24 protein-coding genes are annotated in these 19406 nt (G+C 61.5%); 7 read left to right on the top strand and 17 right to left on the bottom strand.

Annotated features, from left to right (window positions below):
- The 6 genes from P8X48_02605 to P8X48_02580 form a co-directional block, all read right to left on the bottom strand.
- The coding region (locus P8X48_02605; protein MEJ2106206.1) for a hypothetical protein at nt 1-394 on the bottom strand (394 nt) is incomplete at its 3' end.
- Nucleotides 395-488: 94 nt separating this feature from the next.
- Nucleotides 489-836: a 50S ribosomal protein L19 gene (rplS, locus tag P8X48_02600; protein MEJ2106205.1), complete on the bottom strand. Its 348-nt coding sequence runs from the start codon at nt 834-836 to the stop codon at nt 489-491.
- Nucleotides 837-888: 52 nt separating this feature from the next.
- Nucleotides 889-1404 carry a ribosome maturation factor RimM gene (gene rimM, locus P8X48_02595; protein ID MEJ2106204.1) on the bottom strand — a complete coding sequence of 172 codons (516 nt, stop codon included), beginning with the start codon at nt 1402-1404 and terminating at the stop codon, nt 889-891.
- A 5-nt stretch (nt 1405-1409) separates the two neighbouring features.
- Nucleotides 1410-1646 carry a 30S ribosomal protein S16 gene (gene rpsP, locus P8X48_02590; protein MEJ2106203.1) on the bottom strand — a complete coding sequence of 79 codons (237 nt, stop codon included), beginning with the start codon at nt 1644-1646 and terminating at the stop codon, nt 1410-1412.
- Between the two features lie 102 nt (nt 1647-1748).
- Nucleotides 1749-2321, bottom strand: a complete 573-nt coding sequence (locus P8X48_02585) for a hypothetical protein (protein ID MEJ2106202.1) — start codon at nt 2319-2321, stop codon at nt 1749-1751.
- Nucleotides 2318-2998: a VacJ family lipoprotein gene (locus tag P8X48_02580; GenBank protein MEJ2106201.1), complete on the bottom strand. Its 681-nt coding sequence runs from the start codon at nt 2996-2998 to the stop codon at nt 2318-2320. The genes P8X48_02585 and P8X48_02580 overlap by 4 nt, the downstream gene beginning before the upstream one ends.
- Before the next feature lie 257 nt (nt 2999-3255).
- Here P8X48_02580 and P8X48_02575 point away from each other — a divergent pair, with 257 nt between their 5' ends.
- Both P8X48_02575 and P8X48_02570 read left to right on the top strand, forming a co-directional pair.
- Complete coding sequence (locus P8X48_02575; protein MEJ2106200.1) at nt 3256-4068, top strand: hypothetical protein; 813 nt, start codon at nt 3256-3258, stop codon at nt 4066-4068.
- Nucleotides 3980-4873 (top strand): protein kinase, encoded by an 894-nt coding sequence (locus P8X48_02570; GenBank protein ID MEJ2106199.1) that lies wholly within the window; start codon nt 3980-3982, stop codon nt 4871-4873. Before P8X48_02575 ends, P8X48_02570 begins: the two co-directional genes overlap by 89 nt.
- Here the strand turns inward: P8X48_02570 and P8X48_02565 are convergent.
- The 4 genes from P8X48_02565 to P8X48_02550 form a co-directional block, all read right to left on the bottom strand.
- A complete protein-coding gene (locus tag P8X48_02565) occupies nt 4870-5214 on the bottom strand; it encodes a hypothetical protein (GenBank protein MEJ2106198.1) in 345 nt (114 codons plus the stop codon). The genes P8X48_02570 and P8X48_02565 overlap by 4 nt on opposite strands.
- 64 nt (nt 5215-5278) lie before the next feature.
- Nucleotides 5279-5839, bottom strand: a complete 561-nt coding sequence (locus P8X48_02560) for a hypothetical protein (protein ID MEJ2106197.1) — start codon at nt 5837-5839, stop codon at nt 5279-5281.
- 25 nt (nt 5840-5864) lie between these two features.
- Nucleotides 5865-6932, bottom strand: coding sequence for a M14 family metallopeptidase (locus P8X48_02555; GenBank protein MEJ2106196.1), 1068 nt, complete (start codon nt 6930-6932; stop codon nt 5865-5867).
- Between the two features lie 4 nt (nt 6933-6936).
- Nucleotides 6937-8361, bottom strand: a complete 1425-nt coding sequence (locus P8X48_02550; GenBank protein MEJ2106195.1) for a glutamate-cysteine ligase family protein — start codon at nt 8359-8361, stop codon at nt 6937-6939.
- Nucleotides 8362-8483: 122 nt separating this feature from the next.
- Here P8X48_02550 and P8X48_02545 point away from each other — a divergent pair, with 122 nt between their 5' ends.
- The 5 genes from P8X48_02545 (at nt 8484) to htpG (ending at nt 14487) form a co-directional block, all read left to right on the top strand.
- Nucleotides 8484-9533 (top strand): MoxR family ATPase, encoded by a 1050-nt coding sequence (locus tag P8X48_02545; GenBank protein MEJ2106194.1) that lies wholly within the window; start codon nt 8484-8486, stop codon nt 9531-9533.
- 4 nt (nt 9534-9537) lie between these two features.
- Nucleotides 9538-10800, top strand: coding sequence for a VWA-like domain-containing protein (locus tag P8X48_02540; protein MEJ2106193.1), 1263 nt, complete (start codon nt 9538-9540; stop codon nt 10798-10800).
- Nucleotides 10801-10854: 54 nt separating this feature from the next.
- Nucleotides 10855-11979 carry a hypothetical protein gene (locus tag P8X48_02535; protein MEJ2106192.1) on the top strand — a complete coding sequence of 375 codons (1125 nt, stop codon included), beginning with the start codon at nt 10855-10857 and terminating at the stop codon, nt 11977-11979.
- Between the two features lie 5 nt (nt 11980-11984).
- Nucleotides 11985-12524 carry a hypothetical protein gene (locus tag P8X48_02530; protein ID MEJ2106191.1) on the top strand — a complete coding sequence of 180 codons (540 nt, stop codon included), beginning with the start codon at nt 11985-11987 and terminating at the stop codon, nt 12522-12524.
- A 91-nt stretch (nt 12525-12615) separates the two neighbouring features.
- Nucleotides 12616-14487, top strand: a complete 1872-nt coding sequence (htpG, locus tag P8X48_02525) for a molecular chaperone HtpG (protein ID MEJ2106190.1) — start codon at nt 12616-12618, stop codon at nt 14485-14487.
- Nucleotides 14488-14496: 9 nt separating this feature from the next.
- Here the strand turns inward: htpG and P8X48_02520 are convergent, their stop codons facing one another.
- The 7 genes from P8X48_02520 to P8X48_02490 all read right to left on the bottom strand — a co-directional run bounded on the left by P8X48_02520 (nt 14497) and on the right by P8X48_02490 (nt 19322).
- Nucleotides 14497-14802: a hypothetical protein gene (locus P8X48_02520; protein MEJ2106189.1), complete on the bottom strand. Its 306-nt coding sequence runs from the start codon at nt 14800-14802 to the stop codon at nt 14497-14499.
- A gap of 34 nt (nt 14803-14836) precedes the next feature.
- Nucleotides 14837-16225, bottom strand: coding sequence for a chloride channel protein (locus P8X48_02515; GenBank protein MEJ2106188.1), 1389 nt, complete (start codon nt 16223-16225; stop codon nt 14837-14839).
- A 154-nt stretch (nt 16226-16379) separates the two neighbouring features.
- A complete protein-coding gene (locus P8X48_02510) occupies nt 16380-17045 on the bottom strand; it encodes a lytic transglycosylase domain-containing protein (protein ID MEJ2106187.1) in 666 nt (221 codons plus the stop codon).
- A 148-nt stretch (nt 17046-17193) separates the two neighbouring features.
- Entirely contained in the window at nt 17194-17556 is a 363-nt protein-coding gene (locus P8X48_02505; GenBank protein ID MEJ2106186.1) for a cupin domain-containing protein, read from the bottom strand.
- A gap of 6 nt (nt 17557-17562) precedes the next feature.
- The gene (locus tag P8X48_02500) at nt 17563-18249 is read right to left on the bottom strand and encodes an NnrU family protein (protein ID MEJ2106185.1); all 687 of its coding nucleotides are present in this window, start codon (nt 18247-18249) and stop codon (nt 17563-17565) included.
- 60 nt (nt 18250-18309) lie between these two features.
- Nucleotides 18310-19005: a methyltransferase gene (locus tag P8X48_02495; GenBank protein ID MEJ2106184.1), complete on the bottom strand. Its 696-nt coding sequence runs from the start codon at nt 19003-19005 to the stop codon at nt 18310-18312.
- On the bottom strand, nt 18978-19322 hold the full coding sequence (locus P8X48_02490) for a DUF962 domain-containing protein (GenBank protein MEJ2106183.1): 345 nt from the start codon (nt 19320-19322) through the stop codon (nt 18978-18980). Before P8X48_02490 ends, P8X48_02495 begins: the two co-directional genes overlap by 28 nt.
- Nucleotides 19323-19406 lie beyond the last annotated feature (84 nt).

Raw genomic sequence — 19406 nt, 5'->3', positions numbered from 1 at the left:
TGGAAAGCTCCGCCCGGGCGGCCTCGGTGGTAATCCAGTTCACGAACTCCGGCGGCAGATCCGGGATCAGGCGATCGGCCCGTTGCACCAGCGCCTTCCAGTCGCCCGATGCCTGGTAGGCCTTGACCCGCAGGCGTTCCCACTGCATCCACTTCTCGACCGGAGTGTTCGGGGACTGGTGTTCATCGATGATGTGCACCGCCAGCCCACGCGCTCCGGCCGTGATCAACCCGTGAACGCGGGCAAGCAGTTCGTCATTGGCGGGGGCGGGGGCCGGGGCGGTCCCGGCGTCCGGTGCCTTCGCCGGTGCTGGCTCCACCGCCCGCGCGGGCGCTCCGGCGAAGACCGATAACAGCAGTAACAGGACGGAAGCAGCAGACAAGGGAGTCGACATGGAACGAAAAGATAACCGAAGGTCGCGGACTTGACTACGGGCCACAAAAAACGGGCGCCTGCGCGCCCGTTTCTTGTGGCATCGACTGCCGCTGCTAGATCTTCTCGCGAATACGTGCCGCCTTGCCGGAACGCTCGCGCAGATAGTACAGCTTGGAACGGCGTACCCGTCCGCGACGCTTGAGCTCAATGCTGTCGATGTTCGGGCTGTACAACGGAAAGACACGTTCCACACCCTCGCCGTAAGAGACCTTGCGAACCGTAAAGGAAGAGTTCGCGCCCCGGTTCTTGCGTGCGATCACCAGGCCCTCGAAAGCCTGCAAACGTTCGCGATCACCTTCGCGCACCTTTACCTGCACAACCACGGTGTCGCCCGGTGCGAAATCCGGTACCTGGCGATCACCCATCTGTTCCGCTTCGATGCCACGAATGATTTCGTTCATCATGACTTGCTCCTCGATATTCACTTGTTCCGCGCCGGCTGTCGCCGCGCCGCTAGAAATCCTCGTCCCAATCCACGTGGATCACAGGTCTTGCCAAATCCACTTCGAGCACGACCGATTCGATGTACGGAATCAGGCGTTCGTGACCATTTTTCACCACCAGCACATCATTCGCCCCGGTTTCGATGAGGTGACTCACGGTCCCAAGATCGATGTCCTGGCGGTTTACCACCTTGCAGCCCTGGAGATCGGCCCAGTAGTAGCTGCCCGGTTCCGGCGGCGGCAGTCGATCCCGTGGAATCGCGATGCTTGCGCCGATCAATTCCCGCGCACGGTCGCGGTCTTCAATTCCTTCCAATTGTGCCGTCAGTCCCGACCCGCTGGGTCTGCCGCCCAGGACCTTCAAGCTGTGCCACCCCCGGGCGGTTCCCAGTTCCCAGGGGCTGTATTCAAAGATGGCCTCGCGGGGACGGGTTTCGGACTCCAGCTTGACCCAGCCCTTGACGCCATGGACGCCGACAATGCGCCCCAGTATTACCCGGTCCGCCGGCAGCGCCGGATCGGACACGGAAATCAGCCCTGTTTCAGCAGGCTGGCGACGCGCGGCGAGGGCTGGGCACCCTTGGATAGCCAGAAATCTACCCGCTCGCGGTCCACACGCAAGCGCTCCTCCCCTTCCGCAGCGCGGGGGTTGTAGAAACCTACGTGTTCCAGCGCACGGCCCAGCGGCTGGCGACGGGAATCCGCGACGATAATCCGGTAGAACGGCCGCTTTTTCGCGCCGCCGCGGGCAAGACGTATCACCACCATGAAATTCAGCTCCTGAAAATTCGGTCTCTCCGGCCGGTTTGGCCGAAACGGCGCCGGATTTTAACCCCGATTCACCGTAGAAGGAAGGGAAAAACGCAAAATCTAGCGCCCGCTGGTCCCGGAGCGGCCCGGACAGTCCAGTCCGTCAATTTCGATGGAGATTTCACCCTGATCGCGCCGGGCCCCGAGCTTGAACCGGGCCCGAAGGCGGAAAGGTCCCGCCGTCGGCGCGATCGTGATATTCCCGCCTACCCCTTCCCCCGGCCTCAGATCGCGGGATTCGGGCAGCTGGGTCCAGCCGAAGGTGGACTGACTCGCCTTGGGCAGACCTATCTTCGCCCAGACCCGATCCCAGTACGGTCGGTCCAGGCGCCGGATCCTCTTGCCGTCGCGTTCCAGGCGCCAGCGAGACGGCTCCAGCCACACGATCTCCTTGCGTCCATTGCGAATACCGACCCCCAGGAAACAGGCGTCCCGGGCCAGCCGTTGCACGGCCCCGGACGGGAAACCCCGGGCCGCGTAGAAGGCGCTGATCTGTTCGGGGGTTCGTTGTATGACCCGTAGCGAGATGCCGTCCTGCTCTACCCGACGGGTGCCGGGCCGATCGGCTGCCCATGCCACAGAGGCGGCAAACCCCGCGACCAGGATCAACCATGCCAGGGGCCGGACGGTCACTGCTTCGGTTTTCCGCCGGTATCCGGCGTGTCGTTGTCCAGCTTGTAAGGCAGATCCAGGGGTGCATTGCCGTCATAGATCTCATTCTCACGCTGCTGGGTATAGGCCTCGCGTACGAAATCGTAGCGTTCGTCCTCGCTCGCGGCCTGGTTCAATACGGCTTCGGCGTCGAGCAAATTGGCTCGATGGTCGACCAGCTGCAGGACATACAACGCGTTGCGCGTACCGATATCATGGTAATACAGGAGAGGATAGGTGAAGAAATCCACGGCAATACCGACAACGTCGCGCGTGCTGCTCGACCCCAGACCGGGCAGCATGACGTAGGCGCTGTCCTTCCAGCCCCATATAGCGAGCGTCTGACCAAAGTCTTCATCGTGTTTGGGCAGGCCGAAGGGTGTCGCGATATCAAACAGGCCTCCCACTCCGGCCAGGGAGTTGACCCCAAACCGCGTCGCATCACCAATCGCCTGCCGCAATTTACCCTGGAACAAATCGTTCATGATGACCCGAGGCTCACCCAGATTGGAGAAGAAATTGGTCACGCCGCGACTCACAAGCCTCGGTGTGACAAACTGATAGCCTTGAGCCATGGGCTTGAGGATCAGATGATCAACCGTGTCGTTGAACTTGTACACCCGGACGTTGGCGGGTCGATACGGATCGTCGTTTTCCACGGCTGGTTCCGCCGATGGGGCCGCATCTCCCGATGACGGGGATTCCGCCACCAGGGAACCGGATTTTCCGGAACACCCGCCCGCGGAGAGCAGAGCAAGCATCAGAAGCGGAGCAAAATACGGCTGCCAGGCCCTTCGGCGGGCTAGCCGACGGGGCATTGGGAATGACGCCGGGGCAGCACCTATAATAAACAGCAGCTTGCTCAAAGCAGGAAACGGAAGTAGCCGAGCCAATATCAGGGGTCCTGTTCTAGTCAATGTCCAGTCTGGTTATAGATATCGCCGTCGCCTCCGGCGCTGCCGCCGGCGACGAAAACTCGACCGCCGGAACGAACCAGTGGCTCGCGGCACCCGCCGCGACGCACCACGGTGCGCTCGTAGCGGTGGCCGGGCTGCTCGGCGCATACGAGGAGGGAGAACCCGCCAAGGAACTCGTCAATGTCTTCGCCGAAGACTTCTTGTCCGTCCCGGAATATCTCTCCATCAAGGATACTTTCACCATTGCCTTCGACAACGCCAATCGCCTGGCTCGAAGTGACGTCCATAACCGACACTCCGTAACCCTGAGCGCACTCGTCGTTCAGGGAGGATACTGGCACACGGCGCACGCTGGCAACAATCGGGTATGGCTGTACCGGGATTCACGCCTGCGTCAGCTAACCAACGATCACGCCATTCCCAGGGTCGCATCTGCACCGGTTGTGACACGGGCGTGCGGGCTGGAGGCACAGGTACAGCCCGAATACCATTCGGGCACGCTGGAGGCCGGCGATATTCTGATCGTCACCACCGAAAGCGCCCACGCAAAACTGGAGGGCACCGCATTCATCAGTCTTCTGCTGGATGATCCCAGCGCCGCAGCTATCGCCGTGGGAATCGTACGCAAGGCAATCACCCTCGGTGGATCCCAGCGCCGCAGCTATCGCCGAGGGAATCGTACGCAAGGCAATCACCCACGGTGCGCGAAGCGGAACAGCTGCGGTGGTTTACGTAAACTCCGTACCGGACAAACCCGAACCATCGGAATACGCCCAGGTACCGCCCGTGTGCAACCTGCCCGAGGCCGGTGAGATCATCGACAATTTCCACATCGTGAAGCGTCGGCGCAAGGGCCGTCTGGCGCATTACTACAGCGCCGTCGATATCGTCGGCGACTTGCCCGTCGTCCTCAAGTTTCCGGAACCCGGGTTCATGCGCGACCCGCGCCTGCGCCTGCTGTTCCTGCGTGACGAACGGCTTGCCCGACGACTTGGTGACACCTTTATTGCCCAGTCACTGCCGGTAGAGCGCAATCGCCGATCCTGCCTGTACGCGGTGCACGATGCGGTCGATGGTGAAAACCTGGCGGCCCGTTTGCGGAGAAAGGGCAAGCTGGCACCGAAGGAGTGTGTGGCGATCGCCCGGCAGCTGGCGACATTTCTTGTGGACATTCACACCAAGCGCATCTACCACGGCGACATACGTCCGGAGAACATAATCCTGAACAAATATACCCGTTCGATCCAGTTTCTCGGGTTCGATGCCCATCGCGTAAGCTACTGGCTGAAACGCGGAGAAGAGGTCGGACTGCGCGTACTGAATCCGATATACCTCGCGCCGGAGGTATGGACAACGCAGAAGCTGGATGAGCGCTCCGATATATTCGCCACCGGCGTTACCGTCTACAACCTGCTGACAGGGAAACTTCCCTACGGTCACGCGAAGGATTCTGCTGACCTCGGCGGAAGAAAATACCGGCCAGTTTCAAAATACCTGGACAAGCCGCCCGCAGCACTGGCCGAAGCATTGGCCCGCGCCTGCTCCCTGGATCCGGAACAACGGTTCGCCACCGCCAGCGAGTTTCTCGACGCAATCGGCGCCGAAGAAACCGTCTAGCCCTCGTTCACCTCCACCGGCGTAATCTTGCCCACTCCCCAGTTGATCACGTCCGTATAGCGGAAATCCCCCTGCTGCGTGAGCGACTGGCCCGGTTTGACACAGGAAATCAGTACCGTGCAGGTGCTGCTGACGCAGCGATCGATAGGATCGTCATGGCGAGGCCGCAAGACCACTTCATGCACCTCGCCCTCGTCAATCCGGATCGCGTCATCCAGCTCACACAGGTAGGCCTGCTTGTGTTCCGGAGATTCAATGACGGATATTCCGTGCACGTTCAGGGGCTGCGACGTGAATTCCGCAGGTTCATAGATTTCAATCCGATGCCGGCCGTTTGTCATTTTCTCCTCTCTGTGCCCGGAACCGATCTTTCAGTGTAGCAGCCGGCCCGCATTTCGTCCCGAACTATGTTCGACTGTAGGCGTAGTCCCAGACCACTCCGCTCAGCCTTTTCAACGCGGCGAGAAGCGAGTCTGTGGGTACGGCCTCTCCTTCGTGGACACCTCTTACATTGATCCAGTAGCGCCCGAAGCCCGCCTGCCGGCGCCAGTTCCAGGCCATGGCCGCGAATCCCTTTCCGCAATGCGGACAAGGCAACTCGTCTTGTACCTTGTCGGGCATATGGTCTCGCCAGTCTGCGAAACCGGCACCACAGCCGGGGCACCGCGGAGCGCCGGCGGGATCGCCCAGGAACTGCACCTCCGCAACCGGCACCGGTACCTCGATGGAATAGGTATTCGGCGAATCCTTGTCGGATTCGGATCCATCGAGGTTCAGTGTAGGGGAACAACCAAGGAAACTGACAAAGTCGAGGAAACGTTTTCCGGTACGAAAGCACTCATCGCCCGACGACGACAACGGTGCGCCTGTCAGTCCGGCATCCAGTAGGGAGGCCCGCCACTGATGGAGATCCGGCGGTATGGCATCGGCCACGGACGGGAAAAGAATCAGGCGCGGGGTCGTCACGATTGAGCTGCCGAAAGGCTTCGACCTAGCCGATCGAGGATGCGGAAGTCGGGCGGCCGGAATGAAATCCCGGATAGCGCTCCATGAGATAACACAGGCAGTCCTGCCGAATCGCCGTGGCGTTTACCGATAACATCGACGGCATGACCGGTAGCGTCGTCTGAAGCTCGCCCCCGTGGACGCGGAAGAAGCGGGCGGTCACATCCTCTCCGCCTTCGTCCCGCACATCCAGCGGCACCGCCTTCGATCCGTGGATGCGCCCGAGTGTCGTGCCTGCGGGCAGCTCACGAAAATTCAGATGGTCCAGGTTACGAAGGAACTCAATATCGGTGTCGGACTCCCCGAACCCGAAGCTGACGGGTTCCGGCACCTTGCATACCGCAACGGTATGGAACAGGTCGACATCGTGCTCCGCCACCGGATGGTCCGGCCATTGCGACAGATGCAGCACCGCGTCGACAAATTCGAGAATGTGCTCCACACCGTGGGCCTGACCCGACTTGCCCGCCTCGATGGTTACGGCCGGACAGAGTTCGGCGAAGGCGCCGGTCTGCACTCCGATGGGAGTACGAAAAAAGACCACGGTGCGCGAGAACAATGCCGCAAGATGCAAATGCTCGTGGTCGAGATGACGAACACAGCCGTAATGCGGATTCAGCCCACTGTTGTTGTGCACGTCGATGGCAGCGAACAGTCCGCGTGCTTCCATCTCCGAGACCACCTGCCGCATCAGCAGACGTTCCGGAAGATTCTCGTTGCCGGAATGATCTTCCCAAACCCGGTTGTAGTCGGCCTGCCCCTCGAGAAATCGTACACCATGGCGCGCCGCCTCTACATTGCCAATGAACAGGGACAGGGCGCGGGGCAATTCATTCCTTTCGTCGTATCGCCGCAGCAGGCGCCGCATGGCCTCCCAGCCACCGTCCTCGTCTCCGTGCAAAAGCACGGAAACAAACAGCGGCTCCGGTCGCCGGCCGGGCAGATGAATCAGGGTCGGTCCCGAAAGCAGGGTATGAAGCGACCGGGCCTGAAGTTCCAGCAGACCAGCCGGGAGTCCATCCAGTACGTTTAGGTTGAGGTTCAAATCATGCACGCCTTCAGATCTCCCATTCGTGCACCGGAGCGCGGCCGTGCTGCGCACGCAGAATCGCCTTCGCCAGGCCGGTCATGTCCCGGCCGTGGGATTCCACCCACGCACGCTGCCATGCGGTTCCATTGCACCAGCTGCTGACCCGATCGCGAAGGATGGCCATGTAGTAGTCCACATCCGCTTCGTCGAAACCCTGCGCTCGAAGGCCATCCCCCGCGAGTGGAATCAATTCTTCCATGAGCAGGGCCTGAACCGGAACGGTTTCCCCGTCCAGCCAGGTGATGTGCGCATTCAGTCCCTGTCTTGCGGCATTGTAAAAGTTCGCCCGCGCCAGCTCAAAGGTCAGCTGGTTCTCCGGCACCTCGCTCGCCTCGGCCAGACCGTGGACCAACCCGAAATAGAATGCGGCATTGGCAATCATGTCCACCAGGCTTGGGCCGGAAGGAACAACACGGTGTTCAATCCGGAAATGCGGCCGCCCATCTTCGTCCATGCCGATCAACGGGCGGTTCCAGCGCCAGATCGTTCCGTTGTGCAGACGTGCATGGGGGAACCGGTCGGCAGCCTCATCAAGCGCTTCGGGCAACACGATATCGTAGCGCGCAATGTTTTCGTCGAAAAACTCGACCAACGATTCCTGAGCGTAGCCCATTCCAAAGTTTACCCGGTCCGCACCCCTCGATCGCGTCGAGCGTACCGACACCGCCTGCTCGAAGAGCGGGATGCGGGTCTCGTCCCAAAGGTCACGACCGAACAGGAAAGGCGAATTGGCACAGGCAGCAACCATGGGTGCCGAAAGAACGATCGAGGCATTGAAATAGCGTACCGCTTCCTCGGGCCCGACCTTGAGGTGGATCTGAAACGAAGTCGCCGCGGCTTCCAGCATGACGTTATGATGGGATACATCGAGGACTTCGCGACCGGCGATATCGAGATGGATGGGTTCACCCTTTCGCAGGCGCAGAATCTGTTCATTGAGAGCGCGGTAACGTGGCCGGTGCGACATGTTGTCCAGCACCAGATCATCTTCCCGCACCGTCGGCAGGATCCCGGTCGCGAGCAGTTCGGCACCCAGTTGCGATGCCGCTTCGCGACAGCGGCTCCAGACGCGATCCAGATCCTCGTGCATACGCCGCAACGCATCCCCCTGCAGGACCCGTGGTTCGGTATTCAGTTCGACGTTGAAACTGGACAGCTCCGGCACCACCATTGGATCGTCCAGCTTCTCGAGAAACACCTCGTTGATGGGCGCCGGTCGAAGTTCGCCATCGACCAGCCAGGCCTCCACCTCATAGCCGCCAGTGCGAGCCCCGTCCGCGAACCGCCCCTCCTGCAGGAATGCGTGCAGCAGATCGGTTTCCTCTGTCAGGCGTGCGCGGAAGGCATCAAAGTCCTGCTTCTGGTACCGACCGCCGTTGATGTCCTGCCCCATGCGCTTCCCTCGCGGCCTATCGGCACAACGATTCTGTGCTTATATTGATAGGACTTACTCTAACAGAAAATGTAAAATCCCTTTCCCTACGCAATCTTCTCAACGGTTTCAACGGAGTTCACATGCGCCCTGCCCACGTACGAGCCATACTCGACGGAGAGTTCCTGAGTACCGAGCATGGCCACCACACGCCGGTCATGCTCTGGGGTCCACCCGGCGTGGGCAAATCACAGCTGGTACAGGAAATCGGCGAGCGCCACCGGGTACCCGTGATCGACATTCGCCTGTCGCAGATGGAGCCTTCGGATCTGCGCGGCATCCCCTTCCGCGTCGATGATCTGGTGGAATGGGCCATCCCGGCACTGCTGCCGGATGCCGAGCGCCATGGCCCGCGAGGCATTCTGTTCCTGGACGAGATCACCTCGGCCGCACCCACCGTATCGGCCGCCGCCTATCAGCTGATTCTCGATCGCCGGCTGGGCGAGTACCACATCCCTGACGGCTGGGCGATTTTCGCCGCCGGCAATCGCCAGGGCGACCGTGGAGTTACCTACAGCATGCCGGCGCCCCTCGCCAATCGTTTTTCGCATCTGGAGTTCGAGACCAATCTTGATGACTGGGTGCAGTGGGCCTACGCGCACGAGATCGATGAACGCATCATCGCGTTTCTGCGTTTCCGTCCCGAACTCCTGTTCGATTTCGATCCCGCGCACAACCCCGTGGCCTTCCCTTCCCCGCGCTCGTGGGAGTTCGCCCATCGTGCGCTACACAAATTTCTCGACAAGCCCGATCTCATTCTCGGTGCGCTGCAGGCGTGCGTAGGACCGGCCGCCGGGGTGGAACTCAAGGCCTTCATCGACAATCTCGACCAGTTGCCCGATATCGATGCCATCACCGCCGGCGATCCCTCGGTCCCGGTACCGAAGGAAACCGATTTGCAGTATGCGGTGGCCGCGGCCCTGGTCGGCCGTTCCATCCGCTCACAGAACGGACAGAACGGCACCGAGGCCCTGGGCCATATTCTCGATTACGCCGGGCGCTTCCCCAGCCGCGAGATGGGGGTCATGCTGGTGTCGGACATGCACCGCGCCATTGGCGAGAAGATCTTCGCCGTTCCCCAATTCCAGCAGTGGGCCAAGAACGTCGCGGACGTCATGCTGTACGATTCCTGATCCCGTGGCCGACGACGCGATAGAAACCAAACTCAGCGCGGCGCGCACGCGCCTGATCCTCGACAAGCCCTTTCTCGGCGCCCTGGTCCTGCGTCTTCCGCTCGTAGCCGGCGATCCCAGGTGGTGCAAGACCCTGGCCACGGACGCGCGCAAGCTCTACTACAACCGCGCCTACATCGACGCACTCAGTCTGGAACAAACCCAATTCGTGCTTGCCCACGAGGCCATGCATTGCGCCCTTTCCCATTTTGCGCGTCGCGGACATCGGGACAAACATCGGTGGGATGTGGCCTGCGACTTCGCCATCAATCCGTTGCTGGCAAACGACGGCCTGATCCCGACGCCCGATGCGCTGCTGCTGCGCGAATACGAAGGTATGACCGCGGAGGAAATCTACCCCCTGATCGACGAAAACGCGGATCAGGAACCCATGGACCAGCACCTGTACGACGAGAACCAGAGCGAATCCGGCCAGGGAAACGCGCCGCAAAACTCCCCGCCACCACCGCCCGGTTCCGACTCGGGTTCGGGCCGGGGTGAGAACCCGCCCCAGGACGGCCAGGGATCCGGTGAGCACGGGGAGACCGATGAATCGAAGGGCGGCGCCTCACCGCCCCCGCCCCTGAGCGATCAGGAACGGGATTCCCTGGCCGTGCAGTGGCAACAGCGCCTGGCCGGTGCCGCACAACAGGCCATGCAGGCAGGCAAGCTCGGTGGCGCCATGGCGCGGCTGGTCGATCATCTGCTGCAGCCACAACTCCCCTGGCGCATGCTGCTGGCGCGCTACATGACCCGCGTTGCCCACGACGACTACAGCTATATGCGCCCGTCCAGCCGGCGCGAGGGCGATGCCATCTTCCCCAGCCTGCGCAGTGCCCAAACTGACCTGGTCGTTGCCATCGACACCAGCGGTTCGGTGGCGGACCGGGAGATCGGCGAGTTCCTTTCAGAGATCGATGCCATCAAGGGCCAGATGCGTGCCCGCATCACCCTGCTCGCCTGCGATGCCGAGCTGAGCGGCGGATGCCCCTGGGTATTTGAGCCCTGGGAAACCCTGGAACCTCCGGAGAAACTGCAGGGTGGCGGCGGCACCGATTTTCGGCCGGTGTTCGAATGGACGGGCCGACAGGACCGCGAACCCGATCTGCTTATCTATTTCACCGATGCCCAGGGTGAATTTCCGCAAAACGAACCCCACTATCCCGTTATCTGGCTGGTGAAGGGCAAACAACCCGTTCCCTGGGGCCAGCGACTGCAACTGAACTAGGCGGCACACTACGGTATCCTGTGCGCCGCTCTCGCACCCGGCGCAAGACTTGACGTGGCACTTTCGAACGAAGACACCCTGAAGCTCAACGTGATGCTGCATAGCGGCATCGATGCCGTGCGCATTGACGAGTCGCGGATGACGCTGCATGCATTGAGCGGCGATACCGAATCGCGTATTGAGTTGCACGCCAACTGCCGTGCGGACCAGTACCTCAAGCAGGTGCGCGAACTCATTTCCGGGCACGTCCTCGGCTCTCCCGGTGGCTACCCGGTGTTCCTGCGGCGCTGGACGCGCATGGGCCAGGCGCGGGATGAAGGTCTCGCCGAATTGCTGATGCTGGGAGAACCGGAAGCCGTGGTCGCGGTTTCCAATGCCCCGGGGCTTACCTGCGAACTCGCGCGACGGGCCTGGTGGATCGACCCGAGTTCGGACAACGCGCGGCGCATGCTGGCGAACCCGCAGGTTGCCGGGAGCGAAATGGGCCGCGTACTGGCCGTACACCTGGTGGAACACCTGGCCTTCGAAACCGAACCGCAACAGATGGTCGATACCGTGCGCCTGGTTCTGCAGCCGGGCCTGATTGACGATGGCGCGCGCGAGAAGGTCTGGGCCAGCGGCGCGCGCCGCAACGCCTATCGCGTCGGCTTCCTGCAGGCCACTCCCGAAGACCTTCCGGAACCGTCGCCCGAGCGCGGAGACTTCGCCACCACGGCCGTGGCCCTGATGCCGCTGGTGGAGGCCGGCAACGAGATCGCCGAAACCCTGCATCGGGCCCTGGGCGGCGCAGGTCAAACCTACCTTCGCCATGCCGAAGGCGTCCTGCGCAAGCCGGCAAACCAGGATGTGGTTGTAGCCCTGCTCAATACCATTGGCGACTACTTCGCACCCGCGCGCCGCGTGGATCCGCTCCTGCGCGACATTGCAGAGCTCCTGGGATGTGTCGACGGTCTGTGCGAACGGGCCCCGGACGATGTCGCCGCGATACTGGAGCACGCCCCGCAGTTGCGCGCCGAGCTGGGCGCGGTGCTGCTGCTGGCCGGTGTCAGCGATGCATTGGTCACGCCGATCTTTGCCCATACCACGGCCGAGGGCACCCTGATGCGACGCAAGCTGGAGCCCGTGACCGGCCCGCTGTTCGAGCAGTTCGCCATCCTGACCAACTCGGCAAAGATCTGATCCCCATGTCCACCGCCCTGTTTCCACGCTACGACGTCGAGGTCCTGCTCACGCTTTCGCCCCAGGAGCTGGATATCCAGTTCGGGGACATGGCGCTGTTGATCGGGCCCAATCTGGCGGATCAGGTGGATACGGCGGTACAGGAACACGGCCTGGGCTACTACCCGGCTCTTGATTATTTCAATCACATGGATGGAATCGATCCGCAGCTGCTCGCCGCGGCCAAACACATCTATTCCATGGTCGCCCAGGTGGTGCATCGTACGGTACGGGCCGACCTGCGCGAGCTCGTCCGCGGAGTGGAGATTGCGGCCATCCAGACCGTGGCCGAAACCCTGCCCCACGTCCGGCCCGGCCGGGCGGAATCGCTACATCACCTGGCGCGCCACTATGCCCCGATGTCGGTGCGCGTGCGCTTCAGCGGCAGCCTGCGCCAGGATCCGGACAACGGCCTGTCACCGGAACAACATCTGGCACGTGAAACCACCCAGACCCTGCAAGAACACTTTGCCGCGGTGGAGGTCTTGCGCGTCGCCAATCACTGAAACCGGACTTGAAAGCCGCCACCCAAATCCCCAGTTTTCTCCCTACTTCACAAGATCAAACCGCCGACCAACGGGAGCACGCTACACAACCATGAGCGCAAACGCACACAAGGAAACCCTGGGCTTTCAGGCCGAGGTCAAACAGCTGCTGGATCTGATGATCCACTCGCTTTACAGCAGCAAGGAGATCTTCCTGCGCGAGCTGATCTCCAATGCCGCCGACGCGGCTGACAAACTGCGCTTCGAGGCCCTGAGCGACGACGCGCTGTACGAAAACGACAACGAACTGAAGATCCATGTCTCCTTCGACAAGGATGCCCGCACGGTGACAGTACGCGACAACGGGATCGGCCTCAGCCGCCAGGAAGTCATCGACCACATCGGCACGATTGCCAAATCCGGAACGCGCCAGTTCTTCGAGTCACTGACCGGCGACCAGGCACGGGATGCCAGGCTGATCGGCCAGTTCGGCGTCGGCTTCTACTCCGCCTTCATCGTCGCCGATCGTGTCACCCTGACCACGCGCCGCGCCGGTCTGGGCGCCGAACACGGCGTGCGCTGGGAATCGGAAGGGACCGGCGACTACACCCTGGAAACGGTGGACAAGGCGGGCCGTGGAACCGAGGTTGTACTGCACCTGCGCGAGGGCGAAGACGAATTCCTCGACGCCCAGCGATTGCGTTCCATCATTCGCAAGTATTCGGATCACATCACCATCCCGGTGATCATGCCCGCCGCCGATGGCAGCGATGAAACAGTGAACAGTGCCTCGGCCCTGTGGGCCCGGCCCAAGTCGGAGGTTGGCGCGGACGAATACGACGAGTTTTACAAGCACATCGCCCACGATTTCGAGAACCCGCTGGCCCATGTGCACAGCCGCGTGGAAGGCAAGCAGGAATACACCTCGCTATTGTACATCCCCGCCCATGCGCCGTTCGATCTGTGGGATCGCGATCGCCGTTACGGGATCAAACTGTACGTACGGCGTGTGTTCATCATGGATGACGCCGAGCAACTGATGCCCAACTACCTGCGTTTCGTGCGCGGGATCATCGATTCGGCGGACCTGCCGCTCAATGTCTCACGCGAAATTCTCCAGCACAGCAAGGACATCGACGCGATTCGCGCCGGTTCCACCAAGAAGGTGCTGGGGCTGCTTGAGAACCTGGCGAAGAATGACAAGGACAAGTACGCCAGTTTCTGGACCGAATTCGGACGCGTGCTGAAGGAAGGCGTGGTCGAGGATCAAACGAACCGCGAGCAAATCGCCGGACTGCTCCGTTTCTGCACCACAGCCAGCAAGGGCGATGCGGAGGATACATCCCTGGCCGACTATGTCGCTCGCATGGGCGAGGGTCAGGACAAGATCTACTACGTCACCGCGGAAACCCGGGCGGCGGCGCGCCACAGCCCGCACCTGGAGATCTTCCGCAAACGCGGTATCGAGGTACTGCTGCTCAGCGACCGGATCGATGAATGGGTCACGGCACACCTCAGCGAGTTCGATGGCAAACCTCTGGCGTCCGTGACCAAAGGGGATCTGGATCCCTCGGAGTTGGGTGAAGAGGAGGGCGAGCCAGACAATGCGGCCGAACTCAAGCCACTGCTGGATCGCATCGGTGAGTCACTGAACGAACGGGTCAAGTCCGTACGGGTATCCCATCGACTGACCGAGTCGCCGGCCTGTCTGGTGGCGGATGCCGCGGACCTGGGCAGCAATATGGAACGCATCCTGCGGGAAGCAGGACAGGACATCGGGCCGAGCAAGAAGATCCTTGAGATCAATCCGAACCATCCCCTGGTCGATCGCCTGGCGACGCTGGACGATGACACACGCTTCCGGGACTGGGCCAATATTCTGTACGATCAGGCGCGCCTGGCCGAAGGCAGCCAGCTGGAGGATCCGGCGGATTTCGTTCAGCGCCTGAACGGGCTGCTGCTGGAATTGACTACGGGCGCCTGAGCGACCGGCTCAGGACTTCGGCTTCTTGTTGCGGGTAATACTGCTGATTGGCACTACCGTGCTGGCGTCGGCGTCGGGCTCGTCGATAAACTTCGGCCGCATATTGTTTTCCACGCCCGCTTCCTGAAGCAACTCCTGTTCGCGCGCCGCGATCAGGCCCAGACACTGGCGAATGTCCTCGATTGTATCGCCGGACAAGGGATGCTTCATGCCGGGCTCGGTGGCGGTATCCTTGATGATTCCCGTCAGCGTCTTGCGCATTGCACGCAGGATGCGTGCCTCCTTGGACATTAGCTGGTCCGCCTGCTCGCTCATTTCACGCCCCCATTCGCTGTTCGGCGAAGCCCAATCATACCCGATCGGAAGGTTTGTCGTCCGCAGCGGTGTTCGCCTCGCCTTCCGCCGGCGCCGCTTCCCCCTCTTCTTCTTCGGGTTTTTCGTCCTCCTTCGTTTCCGGCTCCACCCAGACAAAGGCCTCGGACAGTGCGCGGTAGATGGGCTGTTTGCAGATCATGGTCGAAACGCCGTAGGCAATGAAGGAAGCCGCCATCAAGGGCAACAACATAGTCTGGTTGGCCGTCATTTCCATCACGATGACAAAGGCGGTGATGGGGGTCTGCACCACACCCGAGAAATAGGCCACCATGCCCAGGATCACCACCACGGTAACCGGAACACCGGGCATGAAGTTGCTGAGAAGATCTCCGAGACCGGCGCCGACGGAAAGTGACGGAGCGAAGATACCGCCGGGAATGCCGCTGAAGTAGGAAGCCACGGTCGCGACCATCTTCATAACGGGATAGAGAAACGAACTGTGACCCGAGCCCGTCACCAGTTCCCGTGCCGCGCTGTACCCGGTTCCGAAGGCGTCGCCGTGGGTCAGGATTCCGGCTCCGGCAACGACCAGACCGCAGGCCGCGGCAAGGTATAGGGGATGGCGACGTGCGAAGGGTCTCAGTTTGCGGTTGCCAGTCACGATAGCCCAGGAAAAAATTCCACCAAAGGCCCCGCCGACGACTCCACATACCGCCACCGCAATCCAGTTGGTATAGGACACCATGGAGGCCTCGGTACGGCCGAAATAGGTGTAATCGCCCAGGACGGCCACAGCCACCACGCCCGCCAGCACGACGGCGAGAAACAGCGTTCCACTGGTCTCTTCCTCGAACGACTGGCTCATCTCCTCGATGGCAAACACGATACCCGCGATGGGCGTATTGAAGGCGGCGGCGATACCGGCGGCGCCACCGGCCAGAATCAGGCCGCGTTCGATATCGTGGCGCGGGAACTTGGCAAACCGGCCGATGGAGTACATGACCGCCGCGCCAACGTGCACGGTCGGACCCTCGCGCCCGATGGAAGCCCCGGACAAGAGGCCGATTAGGGTCAGCAGGATCTTGCCCACGGCGATGCGCATGGACAGCAACATACTGCGATGGGGCTCGTTGCGCGAACGAAGGGCGGCGATGGCCTGGGGAATCCCGCTACCCTCGGCTCCCGGGAGAACCTTGCGCGTAAGAAAGGCCACCAGCACCAGGCCGGCGGGCGTGAGGATCAGTGGAACCCACCACCCGTACTTCAGGGCCAGATGGAAATAGTGGTCAGCGTAGTCCGCGCCCTTGGCGAATACGGCAGCGGCGCCGCCAATGGCCACAGCACCGCTCCAGAAAACCAGACGGGTCTTCCATCGACTGACTGAAAGGAGTCGACGCTGGGAACTCAGAAGTTGGCGACGCATGGAACTCCGGACCTGTAGAAGGGTTCCGTGACAACGGACCCGTACACCTGTTCATTCTTGGTCGATCTCCCGCAACGGGCTCGCACCAGCGGACGGCCGGCCCCGGCAGGGAGGCGCGTGAGTCTACCATAGAGTGAATCAACGCGTTACCGCATCAGGCGCCGCTGCCCCGCGCCCGGCTGCTATAGCGTCTTTTGTATCGAAGCACCCGCGTCACATAGTTGCGGGTTTCCGTGTAGGGCGGAACTCCCCGGTACTTGCGCACGGCGTTCTCGCCGGCATTATAGGCGGCGACTGCGAGACGGGTATTATTGCGAAACAGTCGCAGCAGATACTTGAGGTGGCGGACGCCGGCGCGGATGTTCTGCTCCGGGTCGTACAGATTACTCACACCATACATCTCGGCCGTTCCGGGCATCAGCTGCATCAATCCGCAGGCACCCTTGTCCGAGGTTGCGTAGGGATTGAACCCCGATTCCGCATGAATGATGGCCTTCACCAGGGCCCTGTTTACCTTTTGCCGCGCCGCTGAATGGGCGATCAGACGATCGTAGGCCTTTGGATTCGCGCGAAAGAACTGCGGTGTGCGGGCCGCCAACAGGATTCCGACGCCGGCCGGGTTGCTGCCCGTTCGGATGAGCTTGTAGTTCTTGTTGCTCAGCGGGTGGTCGGTGGCGATGCGCGAACCATCCCGCATCTGGTAGACATACAGGGCCGCATGGGCGGCCGTGCCCGTCGCCCCCAGGGTCGCCACCAATAGCATGGCGGCCGTCAGTCGCCCGATCCCGATCCCTCGACCTTTTTCCGGTTTCGTATCCATCGACCCACAAAGAAAGCACATCCTGTGCCAAATCGGCAGAGTCAGAAAGCAATCCTAAACTACTGTATTAACGTATTTTTTTCTGGGTTCAACCGGCGCCCTGTGACCTGCCCGACCGCAAGTGCCGCTGAGCGCAAGCCCCGTTACGTCACGGGACCAGCTCGGTATCGTCGTGGCTGTAGGCCGGACTGCAGCTGCACAGGAAGCGCAGCGGGCCGGCGCCGGTGTTTTCGATCCAGTGCACGGTCCCTGGCGGGATGCAGGCAGTATCCCCTGGGCACAGCTGTACGGTTTCACCATCCCGATGCAGTAGTCCCTCTCCCTCGAGCACGTGATACAGCTCTTCGCTGAGCCGGTGGCGATGGGCTCGCGTACGCGCGCCGATGGTCACCCGTGCCTCGGCCAGGCTCTGGGCGCGGTTTCCATGGACCGCTGGATGCATGAGTTCGCGGATCTCCGATCCATCCTTGGTCGGGAACGGCTTGCACTCTTCATGTCGGCTGGTGGTCATCGGAAACTACCAGGGCCGGACGCCGAATAACCACTGGTGTCCGACAAGAACTGCGCCGTAGATCACCAGACCGAGGACCGGGATCAGCCAGCCGATCTCGCCCCAGATGATGCGGTTACGGCCGCCGAGTACGGCGGCAAACGGTATGTTTGACGTCTGCCGCGCGAACGGCATCCAGGCCTCTCCATAACGATCGGCGTATTTCCGGTCCAGGGCCACGGAACCCACAGCAGCAAGCGCGAGATAGCCCCCGAAAAACAACAGCGAAGCAAGATCACCGTTGGCGGCGATGTGTGCAGCCGCCCACAGCATGACCGCCCACAGGAAAGGATGACGGGTTATGCGAATCATTCCTTTCGCACCCGCGTCCTCTCTCAACTCATCCCCTTTTCCGTACACGGTCGGATTGCGCGACAATCCCGAGGCCACCAGCAAAATCATGGCGAAGGGCATCACGATCAGCGGAAGCACATGAAGCAAACCGGGGTTCCACAGATACACGGTTGATGCATCGCGATACTCGATTACAGTCCACACAATCATCAGCAGGGCCAGCAGCGAATAGATCGCGGCAAAGACCGTTTCACCGAGCATGGCCACCAGGCGCCGCCGAATCCCGACGCTGGACGGGACCACGTGGGTCAGGACCAGCAGCAGCGAGGCCAGGCCCAGAAAGAAAAGTGAATCGTCCATATCTCCTCGTACGCCCTGCAATACCGCCGTTGCGACCGGGAATCCGCCGGTCGATTGCCCCTATACCGGTGTCTTGTACAGGCGGCGCAGATCCGGAAGCTCGATTGTATAGTAGTGAACCCAGATATAAAGATGGTTGAACAGGGCCAGCCACAGCGCCGCCTCCGAGCGCAGGGCCAACCCCGGAATCCACAACACAAGGAATCCGAAGACATACATCGCGTTCGGGCTGAGGCGGAAAATACCCTGGCGCACCAATGGCAGATCGAGGTAGCTGGCATCGAAATGGTCGATACCCATGGCACGCCGGAACGTGAAATACCGCGCTACCGAGTAGAACAGGTACACAAGCGGGATCGCCAGTAGCAGGGACAAAAACCATCCGACCGTCGGGCTGAACCCGATGGTTCCATGGTTGGCAATTGCCAGGGCCAGGACCGACAGGAGCCGGGACACCAACAACATCACGAACACGGCCCCATAGACCGGGAAGGCCCAGGATCCGAAGCGGCGGCTGAACCATTGGTGGTACTCCTCGGTGCGCCACGCAAACCAGACATATACCTGATGCAGGATTGGCACCAGGGCCGCACAGATGATCCAGCGTTTCGTGTCCAGGCCGAGCCACTGGCCACGCAGGGCATTGTCGCCGATGACCGTGTACAAGCCCGCAAGGAGCAGGGCAAGGAGGACAAGGTGCGTCAACTGTCGGTCAAACAAGGGTCCCCCTACGAACTCGAACGCAAATGCTGACACCTCTGTACTTCTTTACTCATTCGTCCCGCGCACATCAGCGCAAACATCCTGAAGTCGCCCATGAGCGACCACACCGGGTAGGTGAAGGTCGCTGGACGATTGCGCTCAACGAGGAAATGGGCGATCCAGGCGAAGCCATATGCGCTGAACGGTATGGCCAGGAAAAACCAGGGGCTGTACAGGATCGCGGCGGCGGCCAGCGGAGCGATGGTTGCGGTCCCGACAAAATGAAGGATGCGCGTTGCCGGCACACTGTGTTCGCACACGTAGAATGGCCAGAATTCAACAAAGGAAGAAAATCGTTCCGTGGTTGCCATCACCCTCTCCCGCCATCCTGACAGGCTGTAACCATTCCTTACATATTGGCCAACTCCGCCCGGTGCGTCCAGCCCGCACCATCA

The sequence above is a fragment of the Acidiferrobacteraceae bacterium genome (assembly GCA_037388825.1).
Lineage (GTDB): Bacteria > Pseudomonadota > Gammaproteobacteria > Acidiferrobacterales > JAJDNE01 > JARRJV01.
The sequence above is the reverse complement of the archived record's forward strand: the minus strand, read 5'-3'. Positions and strand labels throughout refer to the sequence as shown.

Excerpts from the sequence above, each read along its gene's own strand:
- rplS (MEJ2106205.1), bottom strand. The coding sequence starts at position 836 with ATGAACGAAATCATTCGTGGCATCGAAGCGGAACAGATGGGTGATCGC.
- rpsP (MEJ2106203.1), bottom strand. The coding sequence starts at position 1,646 with ATGGTGGTGATACGTCTTGCCCGCGGCGGCGCGAAAAAGCGGCCGTTC.
- P8X48_02575 (MEJ2106200.1), top strand. The coding sequence starts at position 3,256 with ATGTCCAGTCTGGTTATAGATATCGCCGTCGCCTCCGGCGCTGCCGCC.
- P8X48_02565 (MEJ2106198.1), bottom strand. The coding sequence starts at position 5,214 with ATGACAAACGGCCGGCATCGGATTGAAATCTATGAACCTGCGGAATTC.
- P8X48_02550 (MEJ2106195.1), bottom strand. The coding sequence starts at position 8,361 with ATGGGGCAGGACATCAACGGCGGTCGGTACCAGAAGCAGGACTTTGAT.
- P8X48_02545 (MEJ2106194.1), top strand. The coding sequence starts at position 8,484 with ATGCGCCCTGCCCACGTACGAGCCATACTCGACGGAGAGTTCCTGAGT.
- P8X48_02530 (MEJ2106191.1), top strand. The coding sequence starts at position 11,985 with ATGTCCACCGCCCTGTTTCCACGCTACGACGTCGAGGTCCTGCTCACG.
- htpG (MEJ2106190.1), top strand. The coding sequence starts at position 12,616 with ATGAGCGCAAACGCACACAAGGAAACCCTGGGCTTTCAGGCCGAGGTC.
- P8X48_02520 (MEJ2106189.1), bottom strand. The coding sequence starts at position 14,802 with ATGAGCGAGCAGGCGGACCAGCTAATGTCCAAGGAGGCACGCATCCTG.
- P8X48_02515 (MEJ2106188.1), bottom strand. The coding sequence starts at position 16,225 with ATGCGTCGCCAACTTCTGAGTTCCCAGCGTCGACTCCTTTCAGTCAGT.
- P8X48_02510 (MEJ2106187.1), bottom strand. The coding sequence starts at position 17,045 with ATGGATACGAAACCGGAAAAAGGTCGAGGGATCGGGATCGGGCGACTG.
- P8X48_02505 (MEJ2106186.1), bottom strand. The coding sequence starts at position 17,556 with ATGACCACCAGCCGACATGAAGAGTGCAAGCCGTTCCCGACCAAGGAT.
- P8X48_02500 (MEJ2106185.1), bottom strand. The coding sequence starts at position 18,249 with ATGGACGATTCACTTTTCTTTCTGGGCCTGGCCTCGCTGCTGCTGGTC.
- P8X48_02490 (MEJ2106183.1), bottom strand. The coding sequence starts at position 19,322 with ATGGCAACCACGGAACGATTTTCTTCCTTTGTTGAATTCTGGCCATTC.